Source organism: Frigoribacterium sp. PhB116, assembly GCF_004364285.1.
GTDB lineage: Bacteria > Actinomycetota > Actinomycetes > Actinomycetales > Microbacteriaceae > Frigoribacterium.
The window spans coordinates 42980-61549 of record NZ_SOBE01000004.1 but is presented as its reverse complement, the minus strand read 5'-3'; the positions used below and the strand labels follow the sequence as shown (position 1 = coordinate 61549).

Below are 18570 nucleotides of genomic sequence, written 5' to 3'. Positions count from 1 at the left end.
GACCGGGCTGACCTAGGCTCGCGGCATGGACGAACGTCGACGGACTTCCCCGCGCGAGCGGTCGGGCCGTGCCGCCGGAGCCGCGGCCGTGGTCGCGACAGTCGCCGCCGCGACGGCGCTCGTGGTCGGGCTCGCCGGCTGCTCGGCCACGACGCCGGCGACGACGAGCGGAGCAGGCGCCGCAGCCGGTGCAGGCGCCGCGACCGCGGGGGCGACCGGTGCTGCCGGCCCGGCACGCGCCTCCGACGCCGACCTCTGGCCCGCCGGAGCCGGCTTCGACTACCAGCTCGGCGGTGCCTCCCCCGTGCCCGACGGCGTGACGGTCGTCGCCCGCGACAGCACCGACGAGCCCGCCGGCGCAGGGTTCGACATCTGCTACGTGAACGGGTTCCAGACGCAGCCCGGCGCGGTCTGGCCAGAGTCCCTGCTGCTGCACGACGCCTCCGGCGGGCTGCTCGTCGACCCCGGCTGGCCGGACGAGCACCTCTTCGACACCTCCACAGCCGAGGCCAGGGAGGCGCTGGCCGAGCTGCAGGCGCCGGTCATCGACGGCTGCGCGGCGGCCGGCTTCGACGCGGTCGAGTTCGACAACCTCGACTCGTACAGCCGCTCCGACGGCGCACTCGACCTCGACGACGCGGTCGCCTTCGCGACGCTGCTCGTCGCGCGCACCCACCAGGCAGGCCTCGCCGCCGGCCAGAAGAACACCGCAGAGCTGGAGGCGCGCGGCCGTGACGAGATCGGCTTCGACTTCGCCGTCGTCGAGGAGTGCGACCTGTACTCCGAGTGCGGGGCCTTCACGGACGTGTACGGCGACGGCGTGCTCGCGATCGAGTACATGGACGACCTCCGCGACACGGTCGAGGGGCTCTGCTCGCGGGAGTCGACCCCGCGCAGCACGGTCGTGCGCGACCGCGACCTGGTGCCGGCCGACGACCCCGGGTACTCGTTCGCTCGCTGCTGAGCCGGCTACGCCTCGCGCGTGATCTCCACGGTCACGAACAGCGACGACGCGCCCGACCCCGCGTAGACCCCGCGCAGCGGCGGCACGTCGCGGTAGTCCCGGCCGTGGCCGACGACCACGTGCCGGTCGCCGATGTCGATCAGGTTCGTGGGGTCGTAGCCGTGCCAGGCGCCGCAGAACCACTCGATCCAGGCATGCGACTCGCCCGTGACCGTCTCGCGCAGCTCGGCCGACGGCCGCGGGTGCAGGTAGCCGCTGACGTACCGCGCCGGGATCCCCGCCGCGCGGAGCGCCCCCACGGTCACGTGCGCGATGTCCTGGCAGACCCCGGCCCGGGCGGCCCAGCTCTCGGCGGCCGTCGTCTTCACGTTGGTGACGCCCGGCAGGTACCGGACCGCGCCTCCTACCCTCTGGCAGATCTCCATCGCGGTCGAGCAGGGCGAGGTCGACGCCCCCTTCGCCTCGAGTGCCAGGTCGACCAGGTCGGCCGGCGGCGCCGTCAGCGGCGTCTGCTCGAGGTGCTCGACGAACTGGGCGGTGGCGCCGGCGACGCGGGCGAGGTCGTCCCAGCCCGTCGTCGTCTCGGGGTGCAGCACCGGCCGCAGCTCGACGGTCGACGTCGCCGTCAGCGACAGCTGCCGGTGCGGCAGCAGCACCTCGAACGCCGACACCCGGGTGCCCCAGTAGTCGACGTACTCGTGGGTGCCCGCGGCGGGGTCGATGCGGAGGTGCGACGAGAGGACGAACTGCCCTTCGGCGTGCGCCGGCAGCATGCGCGCCTCGTTGTAGCTCGCGACGGCCTCGCCGGCGTACGAGAAGCCGGTGTGGTGGCGGATCCGCAGCCGGCTCACGATCGCTCACCGACCCAGGTCGGGGCCGCGCTGGTCGGGAAGTACCGCTGCCTGATCGCCTCGGAGGCGGCGCTCGTCGCCGCCTGGACGGCGTCCATCTGGGCCGGGAGGTCGTCGAGGATGTCGCCGATCGGCCGGAACTCGAGCTCGCTGCGCATCTGCCCGAGGATCCGCACTCCCCCGTCGGTCGCGATCACCCGCCCGTTCGACGGCTCGACCTCGCGGAGGCACGCCTCGGCGCGGCTGACCGCGAACATCACGCTGCGCGGGAACAACCGGTCGAGCAGCAGGAACTCCGCCGCGTTGCGGGCGCTCGGCACGCCCCGGTAGGTGCGCAGGTAGGCCTCGTAGGCGCCGCACGAGCGGAGGATCGTCGTCCACGACGGCCCCGACGCCTCGGTCAGCGTGCGCGTGGCGAGCAGCCGCGCCGTCATGTCGGCTCGCTCGATCGAGCGGCCCAGGGTGAAGAACTGCCACACCTCGTCGCGGCTCGTGGCGCTCTCGATGATGCCGACGGCGAGCGCGCTGCGCTCCCGCACCCAGGCGAAGAACTCGTGAACCTTGTCGCCCGCGACCTTGCGCGGCATGCGGGCGCGGGTCGTGTTGAGGCACTCCCACAGCTCGGTCGAGACGATCTCGCGGGCCCGCCGCGCGTTCTCGCGGGCGGCGCCGAGCGAGTACGCGATCGAGGCCGGGTCGTGCCGGTCGACGGCCAGCCGCGCGAGCACGTCGCCGCGGGTGAGAGCCACGTCGGAGGCCGCCTCGCTGCCCATCACCGAGAGGAGGCTGCGGCAGGCGGTGTCCTCGTCGATCCACGGGTCCTCGAGCAGCAGCTGCAGGTGCACGTCGAGGATGCGCGCCGTCCCGTCGGACCGCTCGATGTACCGGCCGATCCAGAAGAGGCTCTCGGCGATGCGGCTCAGCATGGTCGTCCTTCGGTCGTGGTGGCGGGTCCGTCGTCGACCCGTTGTTGCTGCTGCTGGGCCTGCTGGTCGTTGCGGGGGTCGTCCTGCGGGGCGTGGTCGGGCGTGTGGTCCGCCGCGGCGGCTGCCGCAGCCGCCGCTTCCGGCGTGATCACCGGGATCGACTGCGTCGGCGTCGTCTGCTCCGCGATGAGGGCGCTCACGTCGTGGCCTGCCCAGGCCGCCACGTCGCCGCCGACGATCCAGGTGTCCTTCGACCCGCCTCCCTGGCTGCTGTTCACGACGAGCTGGCCCGCGGGCAGGGCCACGCGCGTCAGCCCGCCCGGCAGCACCCAGACGTCGTCGCCGTCGTGCACGGCGAAGGGCCGGAGGTCGGCGTGGCGGGGCTGCAGGCCGTCGTCGACGAGGGTGGGGATGGTGCTCAGCTGCACGACGGGCTGAGCGATCCAGCCGCGCGGGTCCTGCTGCAGGCGGGTGCGGAGCTCGTCGAGCTCGCGTCGGCTCGCGGCCGGCCCCACGACGAGGCCCTTGCCGCCGGAGCCGTCGACCGGCTTGACCACGAGCTCGTCGAGGCGGTCGAGCACCTCCTCGAGGGCGCCGGGATCCTCGAGGCGCCAGGTCCGCACGTTCGGCAGCAGCGCCTCCTCGCCCAGGTAGTACCGGATCAGCTCGGGCAGGTACGTGTAGACGAGCTTGTCGTCGGCGACGCCGTTGCCCACCGCGTTCGCGATGGTGACGGTGCCGAGGCGCGCGGCCATCAGCAGGCCGGGCGATCCGAGCACCGAGTCGGCACGGAACTGCAGCGGGTCGAGGAACTCGTCGTCGACCCGTCGGTAGATCACGTCGACCCGCTCGGGGCCGCCCGTCGTGCGCATGAAGACGCGGCCGCCCGAGCAGTAGAGGTCGCGGCCCTCGACGAGCTCGACGCCCATCAGCCGGGCCAGCAGGGTGTGCTCGTAGTACGCCGAGTTGAAGACCCCGGGGGTCAGCACGACCACCGTCGGCTCGTCGACCCCCGACGGCGCGCTCTTCTTGAGGGCCGCGAGGAGGCGGGCGGGATAGTCGCCCACGGGGCGCACCTTCATCGAGACGAAGAGCTCGGGCAGCGTCTGTGCCATCACCCGGCGGTTCGAGATCACGTAGCTGACCCCGCTGGGCACGCGGACGTTGTCCTCGAGGACGCACCAGGCGCCGGCCTCGTCACGGATCAGGTCGATGCCGCTGACCTGGATGCGCACGCCGTTCGCCGGGTCGATGCCCGCGGCCTGGCGGTGGAAGTGGCTCGAGCTCGTGATGAGCCCCGCGGGGATCACCCCGTCGGCGACGGCCCGCTGCGGCCCGTAGACGTCGGCGAGGAAAGCCTCCAGCGCCTTGACCCGCTGCTTCACGCCCTTCTCGACGTCCAGCCACTCGTCGTGCTCGATCACGCGGGGCACCGCGTCGAGGGGGAACGGTCGCTCCTCGCCGGCGAAGTCGAAGGTGACGCCCTGCGCGAGGTACGAGTCGGCGAGGGCCGCGGTGCGGCCGCGGAGGTCGTCCTGCGTCATGCCCTCGAGGGTCGCGTGGATCTCCTGGTAAGCCCGACGGACCTCGCGGTCCGAGGCGAACATCTCGTCCCAGGCGAGCGCCGGCTGCCTCGCGGAGGAGCCCCTGGCCGGGGTCGCCGCGGCGTAGCGGTCGAAGAGGTCTGCCATGGCTCGACGCTACTGACGGGGTGTTGCGAGGGTGTTTCCGGGCGGTTGCGGGCGGGGACGGGACTCCCGGCCGGGCCCCGTCGGGGCTTGATCGGGGCCTGGTCGGGCCTGGTCTGGGCTCGGCGGGGCCCGGGCGGGGCCCGGGCGAGCCGCCGAGCGAGTCCTCGGCGGTCTCATCCGCACGGGCGAGACGCCGCACAGGCGCGGGGACTACCGTCGAGGCAACACGTCAACGTTCCCTGGGAGGACCCATGAGTTTCCGATTCTTGCTCATCGCCATCATCGCGTTCATCGCCTACACCTTCGGCGCGAAGGCGGGGCACGGTCGCTACAAGCAGATCTCGGGCTACGTCGGCTCGTTCTGGAACGACCCCCAGGTGAAGAAGGCGCGCAAGAGCGCCAAGAAGAACGTCGCCGTCGCCCGCAAGGCCGCGATCAAGAAGGCCAAGAAGGCCTCGCGCTGATCTGAGCGCACGTACGTCGACGAGGCCCGTCCCGCTGAGCGGGGCGGGCCTCGTCGTGTGCGCGGGCGCTGCCGTAGCGTGGGCGGATGATCCCCGACGCGTCCTCGGCCGGTGACGACCGCCTCCTCGTGGTGCCGGATCCCGTGCTCGCCGCGGCCGACGGCGACACCGTCACGCCGGTGTGGCTGAACGAGGCAGGAGGCGTGACGTACCGCCTCGGGGACGGTCCCGGCCGGCGGTTCGCCAAGTGGGCGCCGCACGGCAGCGGGCTCGACCTGCACGCCGAGGAGATGCGCCTGCGCTGGGCCGTCGAGCACGCCGTCGTGCCGCGGGTGCTCGAGATCGGCAGCGACGACGAGGGCGACCACCTCGTGACCGCGGGCTTGCCGGGCCGCAGCGCCGTGGACCTGCGGTGGGTGCGCGACCCGGAGCGGGCGGTGCGGGCGGCGGGGCACGGGCTCCGCGTGCTGCACGACGCCCTGCCGGTGGACGACTGCCCGTTCAGCTGGTCGGTGGAGGACCGGATCGCGACGAGTGCGCGAGCGCGCACCGCGCCTCCTTCGTCGCACCCCGACTCGCTGGGGCCGGCCCCCGAGGTCGACCGGCTCGTGGTCTGCCACGGCGACGCGTGCGTGCCGAACACGCTGCTGCTCGACGACGGGACGTGGTCGGGCCACGTCGACCTCGACGCGCTCGGGGTCGCCGACCGCTGGGCCGACATCGCCGTCGCGACGATGAGCCTCGAGTGGAACTACGGCCCCGGCTGGGACGCCGTCTGGCTCGACGCCTACGGGATCGACCCCGACCCGGTGCGGACCGCCTTCTACCGGGGGCTCTGGAACGCGACCTGAGGCGCTGCCCGCAGGAGGCCCTGCGGAGCCGGCGGGTCGTCGTCGCCCGCGGCGGGTCCGGGTCGTGTGCGGCGGGTTCCCGTCGCCCGTGGCGGGTCAGCGCTGACCCGCCGTCGACGACGGGAACCCGCCGACTACGCGTCGGACTGCGCAGCCCAGGCGTCGAGCCGCTCGAAGACGGCGGACTGGGCCGCGAGCGACGCACGCCAGTCGTCGCCGAGCGTGAGCCCGTGATCGGCCCCCGGGACGGTGACGACGTCTGCTCGGGTCACCAGCTCGGCGGGCCGCCAGAACGGGTCGGCGTCGCCGGCCACGACGAGGTGCTCCGGGCCGGCGTCGGCGAGCGCCGTCCGGACGGCGCCGTCGGTGCTGAGCGGCGTGAGCCACGCGCCGGCGAGGCCCTCGCGGAGCGCCCACGGCAAGGCGAGCGTGCCGAGCGACTTGGCCACGACGACGCACGGGCCGTGCGCCCCGGCGGCGCGGGCCGACTCGCGAGCCGCGACCGCCTCCTCCTCGATCAGCGGGACGGGGTCGCCCTCGCCGGAGCGGGCGTCGAACGACCAGGTGACCGCCTCGACGTGCCAGCCGCGGGCGGCGAGGACGGCCCCCGACCAGGCGAGCAGCGGCGCCGTGACCGCGTAGCCGGCCCCGGGCAGCAGCAGGGCGACGGGCGACCGTGGCTCACGGGCGGCGGCGAGGGTGCGCGACGACATGCCCCGAGCCTAGGAGGCGCGGTGTCCGCCGGCGAGGACCGGACGCCGGTCAGGAGGCGGTGCGGCCGCGAGCCCGCCAGCGGCGGGCGAGGTCGCGGCCGTAGAGCACGGCGGCGACGTAGTGCCCGACGAGCCCGAGCAGCAGCACGAAGCTGCTCACGACGACGAGCAGCTGGCCCAGCACCTCAGGGCCGTCGCCGCTCTCGGAGCCGCGCCACTCGGCCACCACGGCGACGCCGACGAGCAGCATCAGCAGGCCCACGAAGATGAGGGCGGTGCGGACCTTGCCCACCCACGTCACGGGGAAGGAGGCGCCCCCGAACGCGATCAGCGCCACGAGGCTCAGCACCACGTCGGGCAGCAGGATCAGCACGAACACCGGCCAGCTGAGGAGCCCGCCCAGCCAGAAGGCCAGCACCACGACGATGACCGTGAGCCGGTCGGCCACCGGGTCGAGCCAGGCGCCCAGCTCAGAGGTGGTGTGGGTGCGGCGCGCGACGAAGCCGTCGACGAAGTCGGTGAGGAACACGACCGCGATGACGACCATCGACGACCAGTAGTGCTCGCCGACGATCAGCACGACGAAGACCGGCAGCAGCAGGAGGCGGAGGGCCGTGATCGCGTTCGGCACGGTCCGCCACTCGTCGGTGCGGAAGAGGCGGTCGACGAGCTGCACGGGGGCTCCTGGGGTCACGGGGCGGGGCGGCGACGAACCGGGTGAGGCGTCGTGACGATCCTAGGCGGCGGCTCGCGGCGCCACGGCGGACACCGGGGACCGCGCCCGTCAGTAGCCGTAGTCCTCGAGGGTGCCGGGAGACGTGTCGCCGTCGATGAAGGCGTAGCAGAGCACCTCGCGGTCACCCTCCGACCAGCTCTGCTCCGTGGGGGTCAGGTAGCCGAAGTCGGCCACGGAGTCGTCCCACGGGATGCCGACGAACGACTCGAACTCGGCGTAGCAGCCCTTGTCGGCGTCGTCCCACAGGGCCTCCTTGCCCGGCCAGCTCGACTCCGTCGCGTCGAACACCAGGTAGGTCTCGTTGTCGTGCTCGTCGTCGCACGACTGCAGGTCGACGTCCTCGACGTCGCCCGAGCCCGTGGCGTCGCCGAGGCCGAAGGCGAAGCAGTCGCCCACCTCGAGGTCGAACGCCGACGTGTCGGGCACGCCCCCGCTCGTCCCGGGAGCGCTCTGGGTCGTGCCCGACCCGTCGCCCGGCGAGGTCGACGCCGACGCGAGCTCGGCCGCCGAGTGCGCGACGGCGACCGCGGCAGCGGTGCCTCCCGCGAGGACGAGCAGGCCGGCGGCGACGAGGCCGCCGATCAGGAGGCCCCTTCGGCGGCGCGGAGGCCGGGCGGACGAAGCGGGCCAGGTGGAGCCGGGCGCGGTCGACGCGTACGACGCGTACTGCGTGGGCGTCGGCGCGTGAGGACCGACCGCGGCCGTCGCGGAGGGCGCAGACGCCGCCGCGTAGGGCGCCGGTGCCGTCGCGTAGGGCGCCGGCGCCGGGGCGCCGAAGACGGCCGGGCCGGGGATGGCGGGAGGTGCGGAACGGGACGTGCGCGTGAACGGAGCGTCCGCCTCGTGCGCGCCGATCGCCTCGACCCAGCGCCAGACGGAGGCGACGACCGCGGTCGCGACGACGGGGGCCTCGGCCTGCAGCGGCACGGCCAGGAACTCGCGACGGCGCTCGCCCGGAGGGGTCTCGCCGCCCTGGTCGGCCCAGAGGCCCGCGACGAACCAGGAGGCGCCGTCGTCGGCGAGGTCGAGGAACGCGCGGCGACCGAGACGGACCCGGACCGCCCCACGCGGGTCGGCCGAGTACGCGGACGGGACGATGGCGATCTCGGCCCCCGTCAGGTCGTGGCGCAGCAGGCCGGCCAGGCGCTCGAGGTCGGCGGGCGTGGGAGGGATCGACGGCGACACGGGCTGCTCCTGACGGGCGGGGCCGGGTGCGACGGCTCCTCGACGGCGGGCCGGGTGCGTCCGCCGGGAGGATCGTATCCCGCGCCGCCGACCTCGGACAGACCTCGATCGGGGGCGGACGCACGACGGCGTGCGCCCTGCAGGTGCAGGGCGCACGCCGTGGCGTGGCCGGAGGTGCCGGGCCGGAGCTCTCGCTCCATCTCGACGAGCGGGCCGAGGAGGCGCGGAGGGCGCCCCGAGGTCACCGCGAGACGGACTCGAGCGTCGGGTAGTCGGTGTAGCCGGTCGCCCCGTCGGCGTAGAAGGTGGCGGGGTTCGGCTCGTTGAGCTCGGTCTCGCGCTCCCAGCGGGCAACGAGGTCGGGGTTCGCGATGGCCAGGCGGCCCACGGCGACGGCGTCGGCGTGGCCGTTCTCGACCAGGTCCTTCGCCTCGGCGAGGTCGGTGACCGTGCCGAAGCCGCTGTTGAGCACGACCGCCTGGCCGAAGCGGCGGCGGAGGCGCTGGACGAGCTCGCCGCGGGGGTCGGAGTGCAGCACGCTCATGTAGGCGAGGCCGAGGGGGGCGAGGCCGTCCATCAGGGCGTCGTAGGTCGCGGTCACGTCGTCGAGGTCGGTCTCGACGACGTCCTGGATGTTGTGCATCGGCGAGATGCGGATGCCGACGCGGCCGGCGCCGATCGCGGCGGAGACGGCCTCGGCCACCTCGATGCCGAGGCGGGCGCGCGCGGCGGGGCTGCCGCCGTACTCGTCGGTGCGGACGTTCGACACGGGCGAGAGGAACTCGTGCAGCAGGTAGCCGTTGGCGCTGTGCAGCTCGACGCCGTCGAGGCCGGCCTCGAGGACGGCGCGCTTCGAGGCGGTGACGAAGTCCTGCACGGTCTGGCGCACCTCCTCGGTCGTGAGGGCGTGCGGCACGGGGAACTCGGCCTTGCCGGAGGGGACGTGCACCTGTCCGTCGATGGCCACGGCGCTCGGGGCTACGATGCGGTCGGTGCCGGTGACGTCGGGGTGCGAGACGCGGCCGGCGTGCATCACCTGCATGACGATGGTGCCGCCCTTCGCGTGCACCTCGTCGGCGACGCGCTTCCAGCCGGCGACCTGCTCGTCGGTGACGATGCCGGGCTGACCGGTGTAGCCCTTGCCCTCCTGGGTCGGGTAGGTGCCCTCGGTGACGATCATGCCGAGGGTGGCCCGCTGGCCGTAGTGCTCGACCACGACGTCGCCGGGCACGTCGCCCGCGTCGGCGCGGGTGCGGGTCAGCGGCGCCATGGTGACGCGGTTCGAGAGGACGAGGTCGCCGAGGACGGCGGAGGAGAAGAGATCCACGAAGGGGTCCTTTCCGGTGGGGAGGAGGAGGTGGCCGCGTCGTCTCGCGACGCGTCGGGGAGAGTGCCCGTCGTCGCGCACCTGCGGTGCCAACACGGGCCACGGCGCGGTCATTCCGCGCCACGGGCAGGGTCAGGGAAGTTCTCAGGAACGCAGCCCCGGGGAGCGGTCAGTCGGTGAAGGCGGCGTGCACTGCAGCGATGTCGTCGCCGCCGTGCCCCCGGTCGGAGGCCGTGCCGTAGAGACCGGCCAGCGCAACGAGCAAGGAGGTGTCGAACCCCGCGTCGGCCGCGGTCGCGGCCTCGCGCATCAGCGAGACGTCCTTCCGGAGGCCGTCGAGCGCGAACTGCGCGGGGTACTCGCCCGCGATCATGCTGGCGCCCTTGATGTGCGCGTAGGGGGTGTCGGCCTGACCGCCCTCGATCGCGTCGAGGAACAGCTGCGGGTCGAGCCCGAGCGTCCGGGTCAGGGCCAGCGACTGGGCGGCCGCGGCGGTGACGGACGCGATCCACGCGTTGGCGGCGAGCTTGAGCGCCGTGCCCTGGCCGACGGAGTCGCCCGCGGTGATCGTCTTCGCGCCCATCGCGTCGAGCACGGGCTGCACCCGGGCCAGGAGGTCGGGGGCGCCGGCCGCGAGCATGACCAGCTTGCCGGTCTCGGCGGGCTTCTTGGTGCCGAGCATCATCGCCTCGACCAGCGGCACGCCGCGCTCGGCGGCGAGGTCGACGACCCGCGCGGTGTCGGCGGCGCCGATCGTGCTCGCCTGGACCCAGACGGGGCCGTCGGCCGAGGTGCCGAGGGCGGCAGTCGCGTCGGAGGCGGCGGTCGGGTCGACCGGAGAGGTCGCCTCGCGCAGCACGCCGAGCACGGCCTCGCCGTCGAACAACACCGTGACGACGACCTCGGCCCCGTCGACCGCCTCGCGGGCGGTGTCGACGACGGTCGCCCCGACGCCGCCGAGCGGCTCGGCCTTGTCGCGGGTGCGGTTCCACGCCGTGACGTCGTGCCCCTCGTGCAGGAGCGTCCTGACGACGCCCTGCCCCATGATCCCCGTGCCCAGCACCGCGACCTTCATGCCTGCTCCTCGCCTGCGGCCGGGCGTCTCGCCGGGCCGCGTCGTCGTCGTGTTCGTGTTCGTGGTGTCGATCGTGGTCGGTCGACGCGCTGACGGCGCCGCGCGCCGCCGGGATCGACCGTACGCCCGGCCGCCGACACCGGACCCGGGAGGCGCACCGCGCCTCCTGCAGCGTTCCCGGGGAGGGGCGACGCGCCTCCGGCAGCTGTTCCCGGAAGGCGTCACGCGCCTCCTCGAGGGCCCCCGGGAGGCGCGGTCCGGGTCAGTCGACGGCGTCCGACCCGAGGGGGTCGCGCCGGATCGCGCGACGGACCCGCTCGACGACCGACGGGGTCGGCGGCTCGTTGTAGGTGCCGGCCTCCTCCTGGCCGCTCAGGCGCTGGATCGCGGCCATCACCTCGTCCGTCGCGTGCCGCCTGGCGCGACCCGACCTGGCGTCGCCGTGGTGCGACAGGTCGATCGGCTCGCCGAACTCGACGGTGAAGCGACGGAGGCGCGGCACGGTCGTGCCGACCGGCTGCAGCTCCTGGGTGCCCGTCAGCGCGACGGGGACGACGGGCGCACCGCTCGTGAGCGCCAGCCACGCGACCCCTGTCCGGCCCTTGTACGGGCGACCGTCGAGCGAGCGGGTGCCCTCGGGGTAGATCGCGAAGGCGTGGCCCTCGGTGAGCCGGCCCAGGCCGAGGTCGAGCGCCTGCTGGGCGGCGGCGCCCGCTCCCCGCTCGACGCCGATGGCGCCGATGCCCGAGAAGAACGAACGACTGAGCCTGCCCTTGAGGCCCGTGCCCGTGAAGTAGGCGTTCTTGGCGAGGAACGAGACCTCGCGCGGGGCCATGAGCGTGATCACGACGCTGTCCATGAACGAGAGGTGGTTGCTCGCGAGGATGACGGCGCCACGGCGGGGGACGTTGCGCCGCCCGACGACCCTCGGGCGCCAGAGCAGCCGGACGAGGGGCACGAGCACGACGCGGCTGAGGAAGGTGAGCACGGCACCACTGTGGCGCAGACGGCATGCCTCGCGGGGCATGCGAGGCACCGTTCGCCTCGCGTCGAGCCTGCCGCCGGGCCTGACCGCGGCCCGTCGCCGGGTCGGTCGCGGCAGCGGCACACCCTTCGCAGAAGCGAGTTCCGCTCACCCTTTGGCCGCCTCCTCGTGTGGGGCGGGTGGCGGAAGACGTCGTCCGCCTCGCCCGCTGTCGCCCGGTGCGGGGACAACGGGTGTCCCCCTCAGGGAGGATTGCGGCCCGTCCGAGCCCCTCCCTATGCTCGCCGCGTGGGGACTGGACGAGGTACAGGAGCGCAGCGGGGGCTGACGCTCGACGACGGACGACGGACGCAGGGCGACCTCGTCGAGGGGCCGCTCGACGGCCTGCTGCCGCTGCCCGCGGGTCGCGTGAAGCGGGCCGCCTGGCTGCTCGCCCCCGTCTGGCACGTCGGCTTCGCCGTGCTCTCCGTGCTCGGCGCGCTCCACGCCGGCCACGTCGGCACCGTGGCCCCGCTCGCCGCGACGGTGCTCTACGCGACCGCCGGGGCGCTCTTCGCCGCGGTGGCGGCGACGCTCGTCGCCCTCCGGGTGCACGGCACCCGAGGAGGAGCGGTGCCGCTGGTCCCGGTGCGCGCGGCCTACCTGACCACGCCCCTGGCGAGCGCGATGCTGCTCTCGGCCGCGTACGTGACCCGACTGGGCGGCGGGCCCTTCCTCGGCGGGTTCGGCGCGATGATCGCCCTCACCGTCGCGCTCGTGATGCTCGCCCAGCGGACGACGGAGCTGCGACTCGGGTCGGCCGGGCCCGTCTCGGAGCGACGGACGCCGACGGCGCCGGTCGCGGTCGTGCCTGCGCCCGTGGTGCGTCCGGGCGTCCCATCCGAGCAGGCTGCCCCGCGCCGCTGATCTGCCGCCACGACTCCTCCGCCCCGACGCGGCCGTCCACGCGAGAGCCTGGTGCCTCATACGACGCGAAAGGGACGAGGTGACGCGGGACCCCGCGTCGCTTCGTCCCGTTCGCGTCAGCCAGGCCCGGTATCCGGCTGGGCGGCGCGTCAGTAGTTGTCGTCGGGCGGGGCCGACTCGTCGTACGGGTCCCAGGGCGGCTCGTCGTCGAACGGGAACGGCTCCGAGTCGGCCGCCGGGGCCGCGCTCGTCGTCGGCGTCGGGCGAGAACTGCGGGCGGCGGCGGGACGGCTGCGGGAACTCGTCTCCGCCCGGAACGACGGGGTCGAGCCAGAGGCCGAGGTCGAGGTCGAGGTCGAGGTCGAGGTCGAGCCTGACATGGCGCGCGAGCCGGCCGCGCCGGTGCCGGCACCGGACTCCGCCGCCCGGGCCGCCGCCTCCTCGGGGGCGACCCCCGAGACGACGTCGAGCACCTGCTGCCCGTAGGTGTCGAGCTTCTTCTGGCCGACGCCGCTGATGCCCGCCAGCTCGCCCATCGAGCCCGGACGGCTCGACGCGATGCCGCGCAGCGTCACGTCGCCGAAGACGACGTAGGCCGGCACGCCCTGCGCCTTGGCGATGCCCGCACGCCACTGGCGCAGGGTCTCGAAGAGCGGGACGTCGGCGGAGTCGAGGTCGGCCGCGCCCGAGCCGCCGCGCGAGCCACGCGTCGAGCCGCTGCCCGACGAGCCGCGGGCTCCGCGGACGCGGGGAGCCTTCTCCGGCTCCTTGCGCAGGCGGACCTGCTTCGCCCCCGAGAGCACCTCGGCCGCCGCGTCGGTGATGAGCAGGGTGCCGTAGCCGTCGGGCGAGACCGCGAGCACCGACTGGGCCAGCAGCTGGCGGACCACTCCGCGCCACTCGATCTCGGTGAGCTCGGTGCCGATGCCGAACGTCGAGAGCTGCTCGTGGCGGTTCTGGGTGATGCGCGGCGTCGTGCGGCCGAGCAGGATGTCGATGATCTGCCCCGCGCCGAACTGCTGGTTCCGCTCGCGCTTGAGGCGCACGATCGTCGACAGCAGCTTCTGCGACGGGACGGTGCCGTCGAGGGCCTGCGGCGGGTTCAGGCAGGTGTCGCAGTTGTGGCACGGCGTGCTCGCCTGGCCGAAGTAGCCGAGCAGCTGCACGCGACGGCACTCGACGGTCTCGCAGAGAGCGAGCATCGCGTCGAGGTGGGCACCGAGCTTGCGACGATGCTCGGCGTCGCCCTCGGACTGGTCGATCATGCGGCGCTGCTGCATGACGTCCTGCAGGCCGTAGGCGAGCCACGCGGTCGACGGCAGGCCGTCGCGCCCCGCGCGACCGGTCTCTTGGTAGTAGCCCTCGACCGACTTGGGCAGGTCGAGGTGCGCGACGAACCTCACGTCGGGCTTGTCGATGCCCATGCCGAAGGCGATGGTCGCGACCATCACGATGCCGTCTTCTCGGAGGAACCGCGACTGGTTGCGTGCTCTCGTGCCGGCGTCGAGGCCCGCGTGGTACGGCAGGGCGGCGATGCCCTGCTTGACGAGGAACTCGGCCGTGCCCTCGACGGACTTGCGCGACAGGCAGTAGACGATGCCCGCGTCGCCCTCGTGCTCGGCACGGATGAACCGGAGCAGCTGCTGCTGCGGGCCGTCCTTCGCCTCGATGCGGTACTGGATGTTGGGACGGTCGAAGTCGGCGACGAAGTGCGCGGCGTCGTCGAGCTCGAGCCGACGCGAGATCTCGCGGTGCGTCGTCTCGGTCGCTGTCGCGGTGAGGGCGATGCGCGGCACGTCGGGCCAGCGCTCGTGCAGCACCGACAGCTCGAGGTAGTCGGGGCGGAAGTCGTGCCCCCACTGCGCGACGCAGTGCGCCTCGTCGATGGCGAACAGGGACACCCGGCCACGGTCGAGCAGCGACTTGGTCGAGTCGAGCTTCAGCCGTTCGGGAGCGAGGTAGAGCATGTCGAGCTCGCCGGAGACGAAGGCCTGCTCGACGGCTCGCCGCTGGTCGGGATCCTGTGTCGAGTTCAGGAACGACGCCCGCACGCCGACCGCCTCGAGGGCGTCGACCTGGTCTTGCATCAACGCGATGAGGGGCGAGACGACGACGCCCGTGCCCGGCCGGACGATCGCCGGCACCTGGTAGCAGAGCGACTTGCCGCCACCGGTGGGCATCAGCACGAGGGCGTCGCCGCCGCCGACCACCTGGTCGATGATCGCCGCCTGGTCGCCGCGGAACGCGTCGTAGCCGAAGACACGCTGCAGCACCTCGAGAGGAGCCCCGGCGGGGCCCGACGAGGAGGGCGCGGCGGTGGCGGTGTGTGCGGCGGGGTCGGTCACGCGACGAGTCTAGGAGGCTGCGCCGACAGCGTCAGCCGACCTGCGCCTCCTCGTGGACGGTGCCGTCGGCGGGCGAGTCCGGGGAGGACCGACGCTCACCCGACCTGTGGAAGGCACGGGTCACGAGCCACGCCCAGACCGGCGTGCAGACGACCGTGACGGCGAGCCCCAGCGGGCTGCCGTCGCTCGCCTCGGTGCCCGCGAAGGGCGCCAGCAGCAGGAACAGGACGGTGTTGTTGAGCACGTGGCCGACGATCGCGGCCTCGAGCCCGCCCGTGCGCCAGGTCAGCCACGCCGCCGCGACCCCGAACACGGCGACGTCGAGCATGCCCCAGGGGTTGTACGCGTGCGACAGCGCGAACGCGGCCGTCGGCAGCACGATCGCGACCGCGGGCCACACGATCCACGACCCGAGCGCCTGCATGGCGAAGCCGCGGAAGACGAACTCCTCGCCCGAGGCCTGCAGCGGGACGAGCAGCAGGATCACCAGTGCCGACCAGACGATCGTGGCCGGCGGCGTCGTCACGGGCCCCGTGCCGATCGCCTGGCCCGTCAGCGGGGGCAGCACGAGGTAGCTGAGGCCGACCGTCAGCGTCATGAGCACGAGGGCGGCAGGCAGCGTGCGGGCCATCCAGCGCCAGCGGAGGCGGCCGGTGACGCTCGACAGCTGGCCGAGTCGTCCGAGGCCGGCGAGCTTCGTCGCGAGCAGGGCGGCGGGCAGCAGCGTCGCGATGGACGCGAGCGTCGTCAGCAGGACGAGCGGCTGGGAGGCGTCGAGCGGGTCGTCCTGGACGCCCTGCGCCACCGTCGAGGTGAGCTCCTGGCCGCCGACCGCCCGGAGGACCGCGAAGATCGCCAGCACGACCGCGTTCGCGAGCACCCAGTAGAGGACGGCGCCGATCACGGCCGCGAGCAGCGGCCGCCACCAGCGGTACGTCGGCAGTGCACGGAACAGCCGGTGGTACTCGATGGAGGCGGTGGTCACGCCCCCGAGGTTAACGCCGACGGCCCGGCCGCACCTGTGGAGGTGCGACCGGGCCGCCGGGTCGTGCGGGGTGGTGCCGTGTCGTGCCGGTGGGTCAGTCGGTGGTCTCGGCGAGCAGCTCGCGACGGCGACGGAGGCGCGTGGCCGTGAGCACGCCGGCTCCGGCGAGCATCAGGGCGAGCGCCGCCAGGAGGGCCGTCGTGGCCGCGTCCGAGCCGGTGAAGGCGAGGTCGCCCGCGGCTGCGGGGCGCGGGGTCGAGCCCGTGCCCGACCCGGTGCCGGTGCCGGCACCCGTGCCGGGCGCAGCGCCTGCGCCTGTGCCCGGGGTGCCGGGCGTGCCCGGGTCACCGTCGCCGGGGGTCGGGTCGACGACGACCGGGGCCGCCGCGGCGGCGAACACCACCGGCACGTCGACCGCGGTGCCCGTCCCGGCGACCGTGACGCGCAGCGAGCGCGTGACCGGACCGGCCGTGGGGGCGGTGATGCCCTCGGGGACGGCGAAGGTCAGCGTGGCGCGGCCCTGCTCGTCGAACGTGTCGACGACGCTGGCGTCGATCACGCTCGAGTCGAGCACGACGCCGTCGAGGCTGACCGACACGTCGCCGGCAACGGTGGCGTCCTGCGCGCTGAAGAGGAGCGACGAGAGCGCGATCGTGACCTCGTCACCGGCGGCGAAGCCGGCCGCGGGCGCAGGAGTCGTGGTGACGCCCACGGCGCGCTGGGCGAGGTCGGGCGAGACGACCGGGTTGGCCGTGAAGTAGTCGACCTGGCTCTGCAGGTCGATCTTGCCGCTGTCGGCCTTCGCCGAGGCGCCGTTCAGCGCGGTGAAGTTGTCGCCGCCGGACGCGAGGAACGAGTTGACCGTCACCTTGTAGCTCGCGGCCTCGTCGAGGACGACGCCGTTCAGCGTGATCGTGCCGACGCGCGAGCCGGCGGCCGCGGTCGGGTCGTAGGTGTAGGCCAGCCCCTTCGAGACGCCGAGCTTGAGGAACGGGCGGCTGGAGCCGGCCGGCTGCCACTGCTGCTCGAGGGTCGCGCGGATCTGCGCCCCGGTCAGGGTGGACACCACGAGCGTGTTGGCGAAGGGCTGCACGGCCGCCGCCTCCTGGTACGTGACGACGCCTTCGGCGTCGCCCTCGGTGCCGCTCGACGCGTACGTCAGGTCGGCTCGGAGACCGCCGGGGTTCATGAACGCGATCTGCGACTGCTGGTCCTGCGTGGCGGCGAGCTGGGCGTCGGCGACGAGGTTGCCGAGCGTCGACTCCCCGCCGCGGTTCTCCGAGCCGTTGGTCTGGACCGCACGACGCAGGTCGCCCGTGATGGTGCCGACGGGCTTGCGCCCCTCGACGCGCGCGACCTCGACGGCGTCGGACACGATCTTCGCGACGTCGGTGTCAGGCGCGGCGGTGGAGGTGAAGAGCGGCACGAGCGAGCTCGTGACGATGTTCTCGCCGGTCACGTCGTCGTGCTGGATCGACAGGTGGCTCAGGTTCGCGCCGTAGCTGCCGGTCTGCACGACCGGGCGGGCCTTGGTGCCGCCGGTCGGGACGATCCCGGTGAAGTTGTAGGTGGCGTGCGTGTGCGCCGACAGGATGGCGTCGACCTTCGGCGTCACGTTCAGGGCGATGTCCGCGAAGTCCGAGTCGCCCATGGCGTCGGCCTGGTCAGCCGAGGCATTGCCCTCGTGCACGAGGAGCACGATGACATCGGCCTCGCCGTTCTCCCCCTCGTCGACGCCGTCGGTCAGCTCTGCCGCCGCGTCGTTGACCGAGTCGGTGATGTCGCGGAACTCCAGGCCCTCGATGCCCGCCGGGCTCACGAGCTCGGGCATCAGCTCGGTGATCGCCCCGATGAAGCCGACCCTGACCCCGTCCACGTCCTGCACGGAGTAGGGGTCGTAGGCGCGCTCGCCGGTCGCCGTCTCGTAGATGTTCGCGTTCACGTAGGGGAACTCGCTGTTCTCCTGGACACGACCGTTGAAGTCCTCCTGGCCCTTGTCGAACTCGTGGTTGCCCGGGGTGCTGACGTCGAGGCCCATGGCGTTGAGGGCGTCGAGGGTCGGCTCGTCGTCCTGGATGAACGAGGTGAACGTGGACGCACCGATGTTGTCGCCGGACGACACGAAGAGCGCGTTCGGGTTGGCGGCACGGAACTGGTTCACCGTCCCGGCCATGGCGGCGGCGCCGGCGACCGGGTCGGTGCCGCGCTCGAGGCGGCCGTGGAAGTCGTTGATCCCGAGGACGTCGATCGTCTTCGTCTCGGCCTGGGCGGCAGGGGCGGCGACGAGGACGCCGAGGCCCATCGTGGTGACGGCGACGAGCGAGAGGGCGGCGCGGCGACGTCGCCGGCCCCCGTTCTCGAGCTGGGGTGTGGCGGCGGGGCGGGGGCGCATGACGAGTGTGTCTCCTGGTGGGCTGTGGGGTGGGGCCGGATCGGCCTCGACGGCCTGCCCCCCGGTCGAGGGACGGCCTCCACGACCATAAGATCCAGCTGGGAGTCCGACAAGGCCTCCCGCAGCTTCGTCATCCGTTGTTAACGCGACGGCCGTCTCGTGAGACGACAGCTG

General features: G+C 73.6%; 16 protein-coding genes. 4 read left to right on the top strand and 12 right to left on the bottom strand.

The window, feature by feature from the left end; translation table 11 throughout:
* The first annotated feature begins 25 nt into the window (after window positions 1–25).
* On the top strand, window positions 26–964 hold the full coding sequence (locus EDF20_RS12965; protein ID WP_133738955.1) for an endo alpha-1,4 polygalactosaminidase: 939 nt from the start codon (window positions 26–28) through the stop codon (window positions 962–964).
* 5 nt (window positions 965–969) lie between these two features.
* Here the strand turns inward: EDF20_RS12965 and EDF20_RS12960 are convergent, their stop codons facing one another.
* From EDF20_RS12960 to EDF20_RS12950, 3 genes are read right to left on the bottom strand one after another with little or no spacing between them, the layout of a single operon-like run.
* Entirely contained in the window at window positions 970–1815 is an 846-nt protein-coding gene (locus tag EDF20_RS12960) for a transglutaminase family protein (protein ID WP_123547111.1), read from the bottom strand.
* Entirely contained in the window at window positions 1812–2741 is a 930-nt protein-coding gene (locus EDF20_RS12955; RefSeq protein ID WP_133738954.1) for an alpha-E domain-containing protein, read from the bottom strand. The genes EDF20_RS12960 and EDF20_RS12955 overlap by 4 nt, the downstream gene beginning before the upstream one ends.
* The gene (locus EDF20_RS12950) at window positions 2735–4432 is read right to left on the bottom strand and encodes a circularly permuted type 2 ATP-grasp protein (protein ID WP_133738953.1); all 1698 of its coding nucleotides are present in this window, start codon (window positions 4430–4432) and stop codon (window positions 2735–2737) included. Before EDF20_RS12950 ends, EDF20_RS12955 begins: the two co-directional genes overlap by 7 nt.
* A 251-nt stretch (window positions 4433–4683) precedes the next feature.
* Here EDF20_RS12950 and EDF20_RS12945 point away from each other — a divergent pair, with 251 nt between their 5' ends.
* Both EDF20_RS12945 and EDF20_RS12940 read left to right on the top strand, forming a co-directional pair.
* Window positions 4684–4896, top strand: a complete 213-nt coding sequence (locus EDF20_RS12945; RefSeq protein ID WP_123547114.1) for a hypothetical protein — start codon at window positions 4684–4686, stop codon at window positions 4894–4896.
* Window positions 4897–4982: 86 nt separating this feature from the next.
* Window positions 4983–5747 (top strand): aminoglycoside 3'-phosphotransferase, encoded by a 765-nt coding sequence (locus tag EDF20_RS12940; protein ID WP_133738952.1) that lies wholly within the window; start codon window positions 4983–4985, stop codon window positions 5745–5747.
* A gap of 134 nt (window positions 5748–5881) precedes the next feature.
* On the opposite strand, the gene EDF20_RS12935 is transcribed toward EDF20_RS12940, so the two are convergent.
* The 6 genes from EDF20_RS12935 to EDF20_RS12910 form a co-directional block, all read right to left on the bottom strand.
* Complete coding sequence (locus tag EDF20_RS12935; RefSeq protein ID WP_243833488.1) at window positions 5882–6460, bottom strand: hypothetical protein; 579 nt, start codon at window positions 6458–6460, stop codon at window positions 5882–5884.
* A 49-nt stretch (window positions 6461–6509) separates the two neighbouring features.
* Window positions 6510–7136 carry a CDP-alcohol phosphatidyltransferase family protein gene (locus EDF20_RS12930; RefSeq protein WP_166644828.1) on the bottom strand — a complete coding sequence of 209 codons (627 nt, stop codon included), beginning with the start codon at window positions 7134–7136 and terminating at the stop codon, window positions 6510–6512.
* Window positions 7137–7244: 108 nt separating this feature from the next.
* On the bottom strand, window positions 7245–8381 hold the full coding sequence (locus tag EDF20_RS12925; RefSeq protein ID WP_133738950.1) for a septum formation family protein: 1137 nt from the start codon (window positions 8379–8381) through the stop codon (window positions 7245–7247).
* A gap of 241 nt (window positions 8382–8622) precedes the next feature.
* Window positions 8623–9708: an alkene reductase gene (locus EDF20_RS12920; protein WP_133738949.1), complete on the bottom strand. Its 1086-nt coding sequence runs from the start codon at window positions 9706–9708 to the stop codon at window positions 8623–8625.
* Between the two features lie 169 nt (window positions 9709–9877).
* Window positions 9878–10783 (bottom strand): NAD(P)-dependent oxidoreductase, encoded by a 906-nt coding sequence (locus tag EDF20_RS12915; protein ID WP_208292649.1) that lies wholly within the window; start codon window positions 10781–10783, stop codon window positions 9878–9880.
* 262 nt (window positions 10784–11045) lie between these two features.
* Entirely contained in the window at window positions 11046–11810 is a 765-nt protein-coding gene (locus EDF20_RS12910; RefSeq protein ID WP_133738948.1) for a lysophospholipid acyltransferase family protein, read from the bottom strand.
* Window positions 11811–12056: 246 nt separating this feature from the next.
* On the opposite strand from EDF20_RS12910, the gene EDF20_RS12905 reads away from it, so the two are divergent.
* Window positions 12057–12674 carry a hypothetical protein gene (locus EDF20_RS12905; protein ID WP_133738947.1) on the top strand — a complete coding sequence of 206 codons (618 nt, stop codon included), beginning with the start codon at window positions 12057–12059 and terminating at the stop codon, window positions 12672–12674.
* Window positions 12675–12823: 149 nt separating this feature from the next.
* Here EDF20_RS12905 and recQ read toward each other — a convergent pair whose 3' ends face one another.
* The 3 genes from recQ to EDF20_RS12890 all read right to left on the bottom strand — a co-directional run bounded on the left by recQ (window position 12824) and on the right by EDF20_RS12890 (window position 18396).
* A complete protein-coding gene (gene recQ, locus EDF20_RS12900) occupies window positions 12824–14947 on the bottom strand; it encodes a DNA helicase RecQ (RefSeq protein WP_243833498.1) in 2124 nt (707 codons plus the stop codon).
* A 103-nt stretch (window positions 14948–15050) separates the two neighbouring features.
* The gene (locus EDF20_RS12895; protein ID WP_133738945.1) at window positions 15051–16004 is read right to left on the bottom strand and encodes a CPBP family intramembrane glutamic endopeptidase; all 954 of its coding nucleotides are present in this window, start codon (window positions 16002–16004) and stop codon (window positions 15051–15053) included.
* A gap of 94 nt (window positions 16005–16098) precedes the next feature.
* A complete protein-coding gene (locus tag EDF20_RS12890) occupies window positions 16099–18396 on the bottom strand; it encodes a bifunctional UDP-sugar hydrolase/5'-nucleotidase (protein ID WP_133738944.1) in 2298 nt (765 codons plus the stop codon).
* Window positions 18397–18570: the final 174 nt, after the last annotated feature.

What these genes read in the sequence shown, in the direction of transcription:
- EDF20_RS12965 (WP_133738955.1), top strand. Translation starts at nt 26, where the DNA reads ATGGACGAACGTCGACGGACTTCCCCGCGCGAGCGGTCGGGCCGTGCC.
- EDF20_RS12955 (WP_133738954.1), bottom strand. Translation starts at nt 2,741, where the DNA reads ATGCTGAGCCGCATCGCCGAGAGCCTCTTCTGGATCGGCCGGTACATC.
- EDF20_RS12950 (WP_133738953.1), bottom strand. Translation starts at nt 4,432, where the DNA reads ATGGCAGACCTCTTCGACCGCTACGCCGCGGCGACCCCGGCCAGGGGC.
- EDF20_RS12945 (WP_123547114.1), top strand. Translation starts at nt 4,684, where the DNA reads ATGAGTTTCCGATTCTTGCTCATCGCCATCATCGCGTTCATCGCCTAC.
- EDF20_RS12940 (WP_133738952.1), top strand. Translation starts at nt 4,983, where the DNA reads ATGATCCCCGACGCGTCCTCGGCCGGTGACGACCGCCTCCTCGTGGTG.
- EDF20_RS12935 (WP_243833488.1), bottom strand. Translation starts at nt 6,460, where the DNA reads ATGTCGTCGCGCACCCTCGCCGCCGCCCGTGAGCCACGGTCGCCCGTC.
- EDF20_RS12915 (WP_208292649.1), bottom strand. Translation starts at nt 10,783, where the DNA reads ATGAAGGTCGCGGTGCTGGGCACGGGGATCATGGGGCAGGGCGTCGTC.
- EDF20_RS12910 (WP_133738948.1), bottom strand. Translation starts at nt 11,810, where the DNA reads ATGCCCCGCGAGGCATGCCGTCTGCGCCACAGTGGTGCCGTGCTCACC.
- EDF20_RS12890 (WP_133738944.1), bottom strand. Translation starts at nt 18,396, where the DNA reads ATGCGCCCCCGCCCCGCCGCCACACCCCAGCTCGAGAACGGGGGCCGG.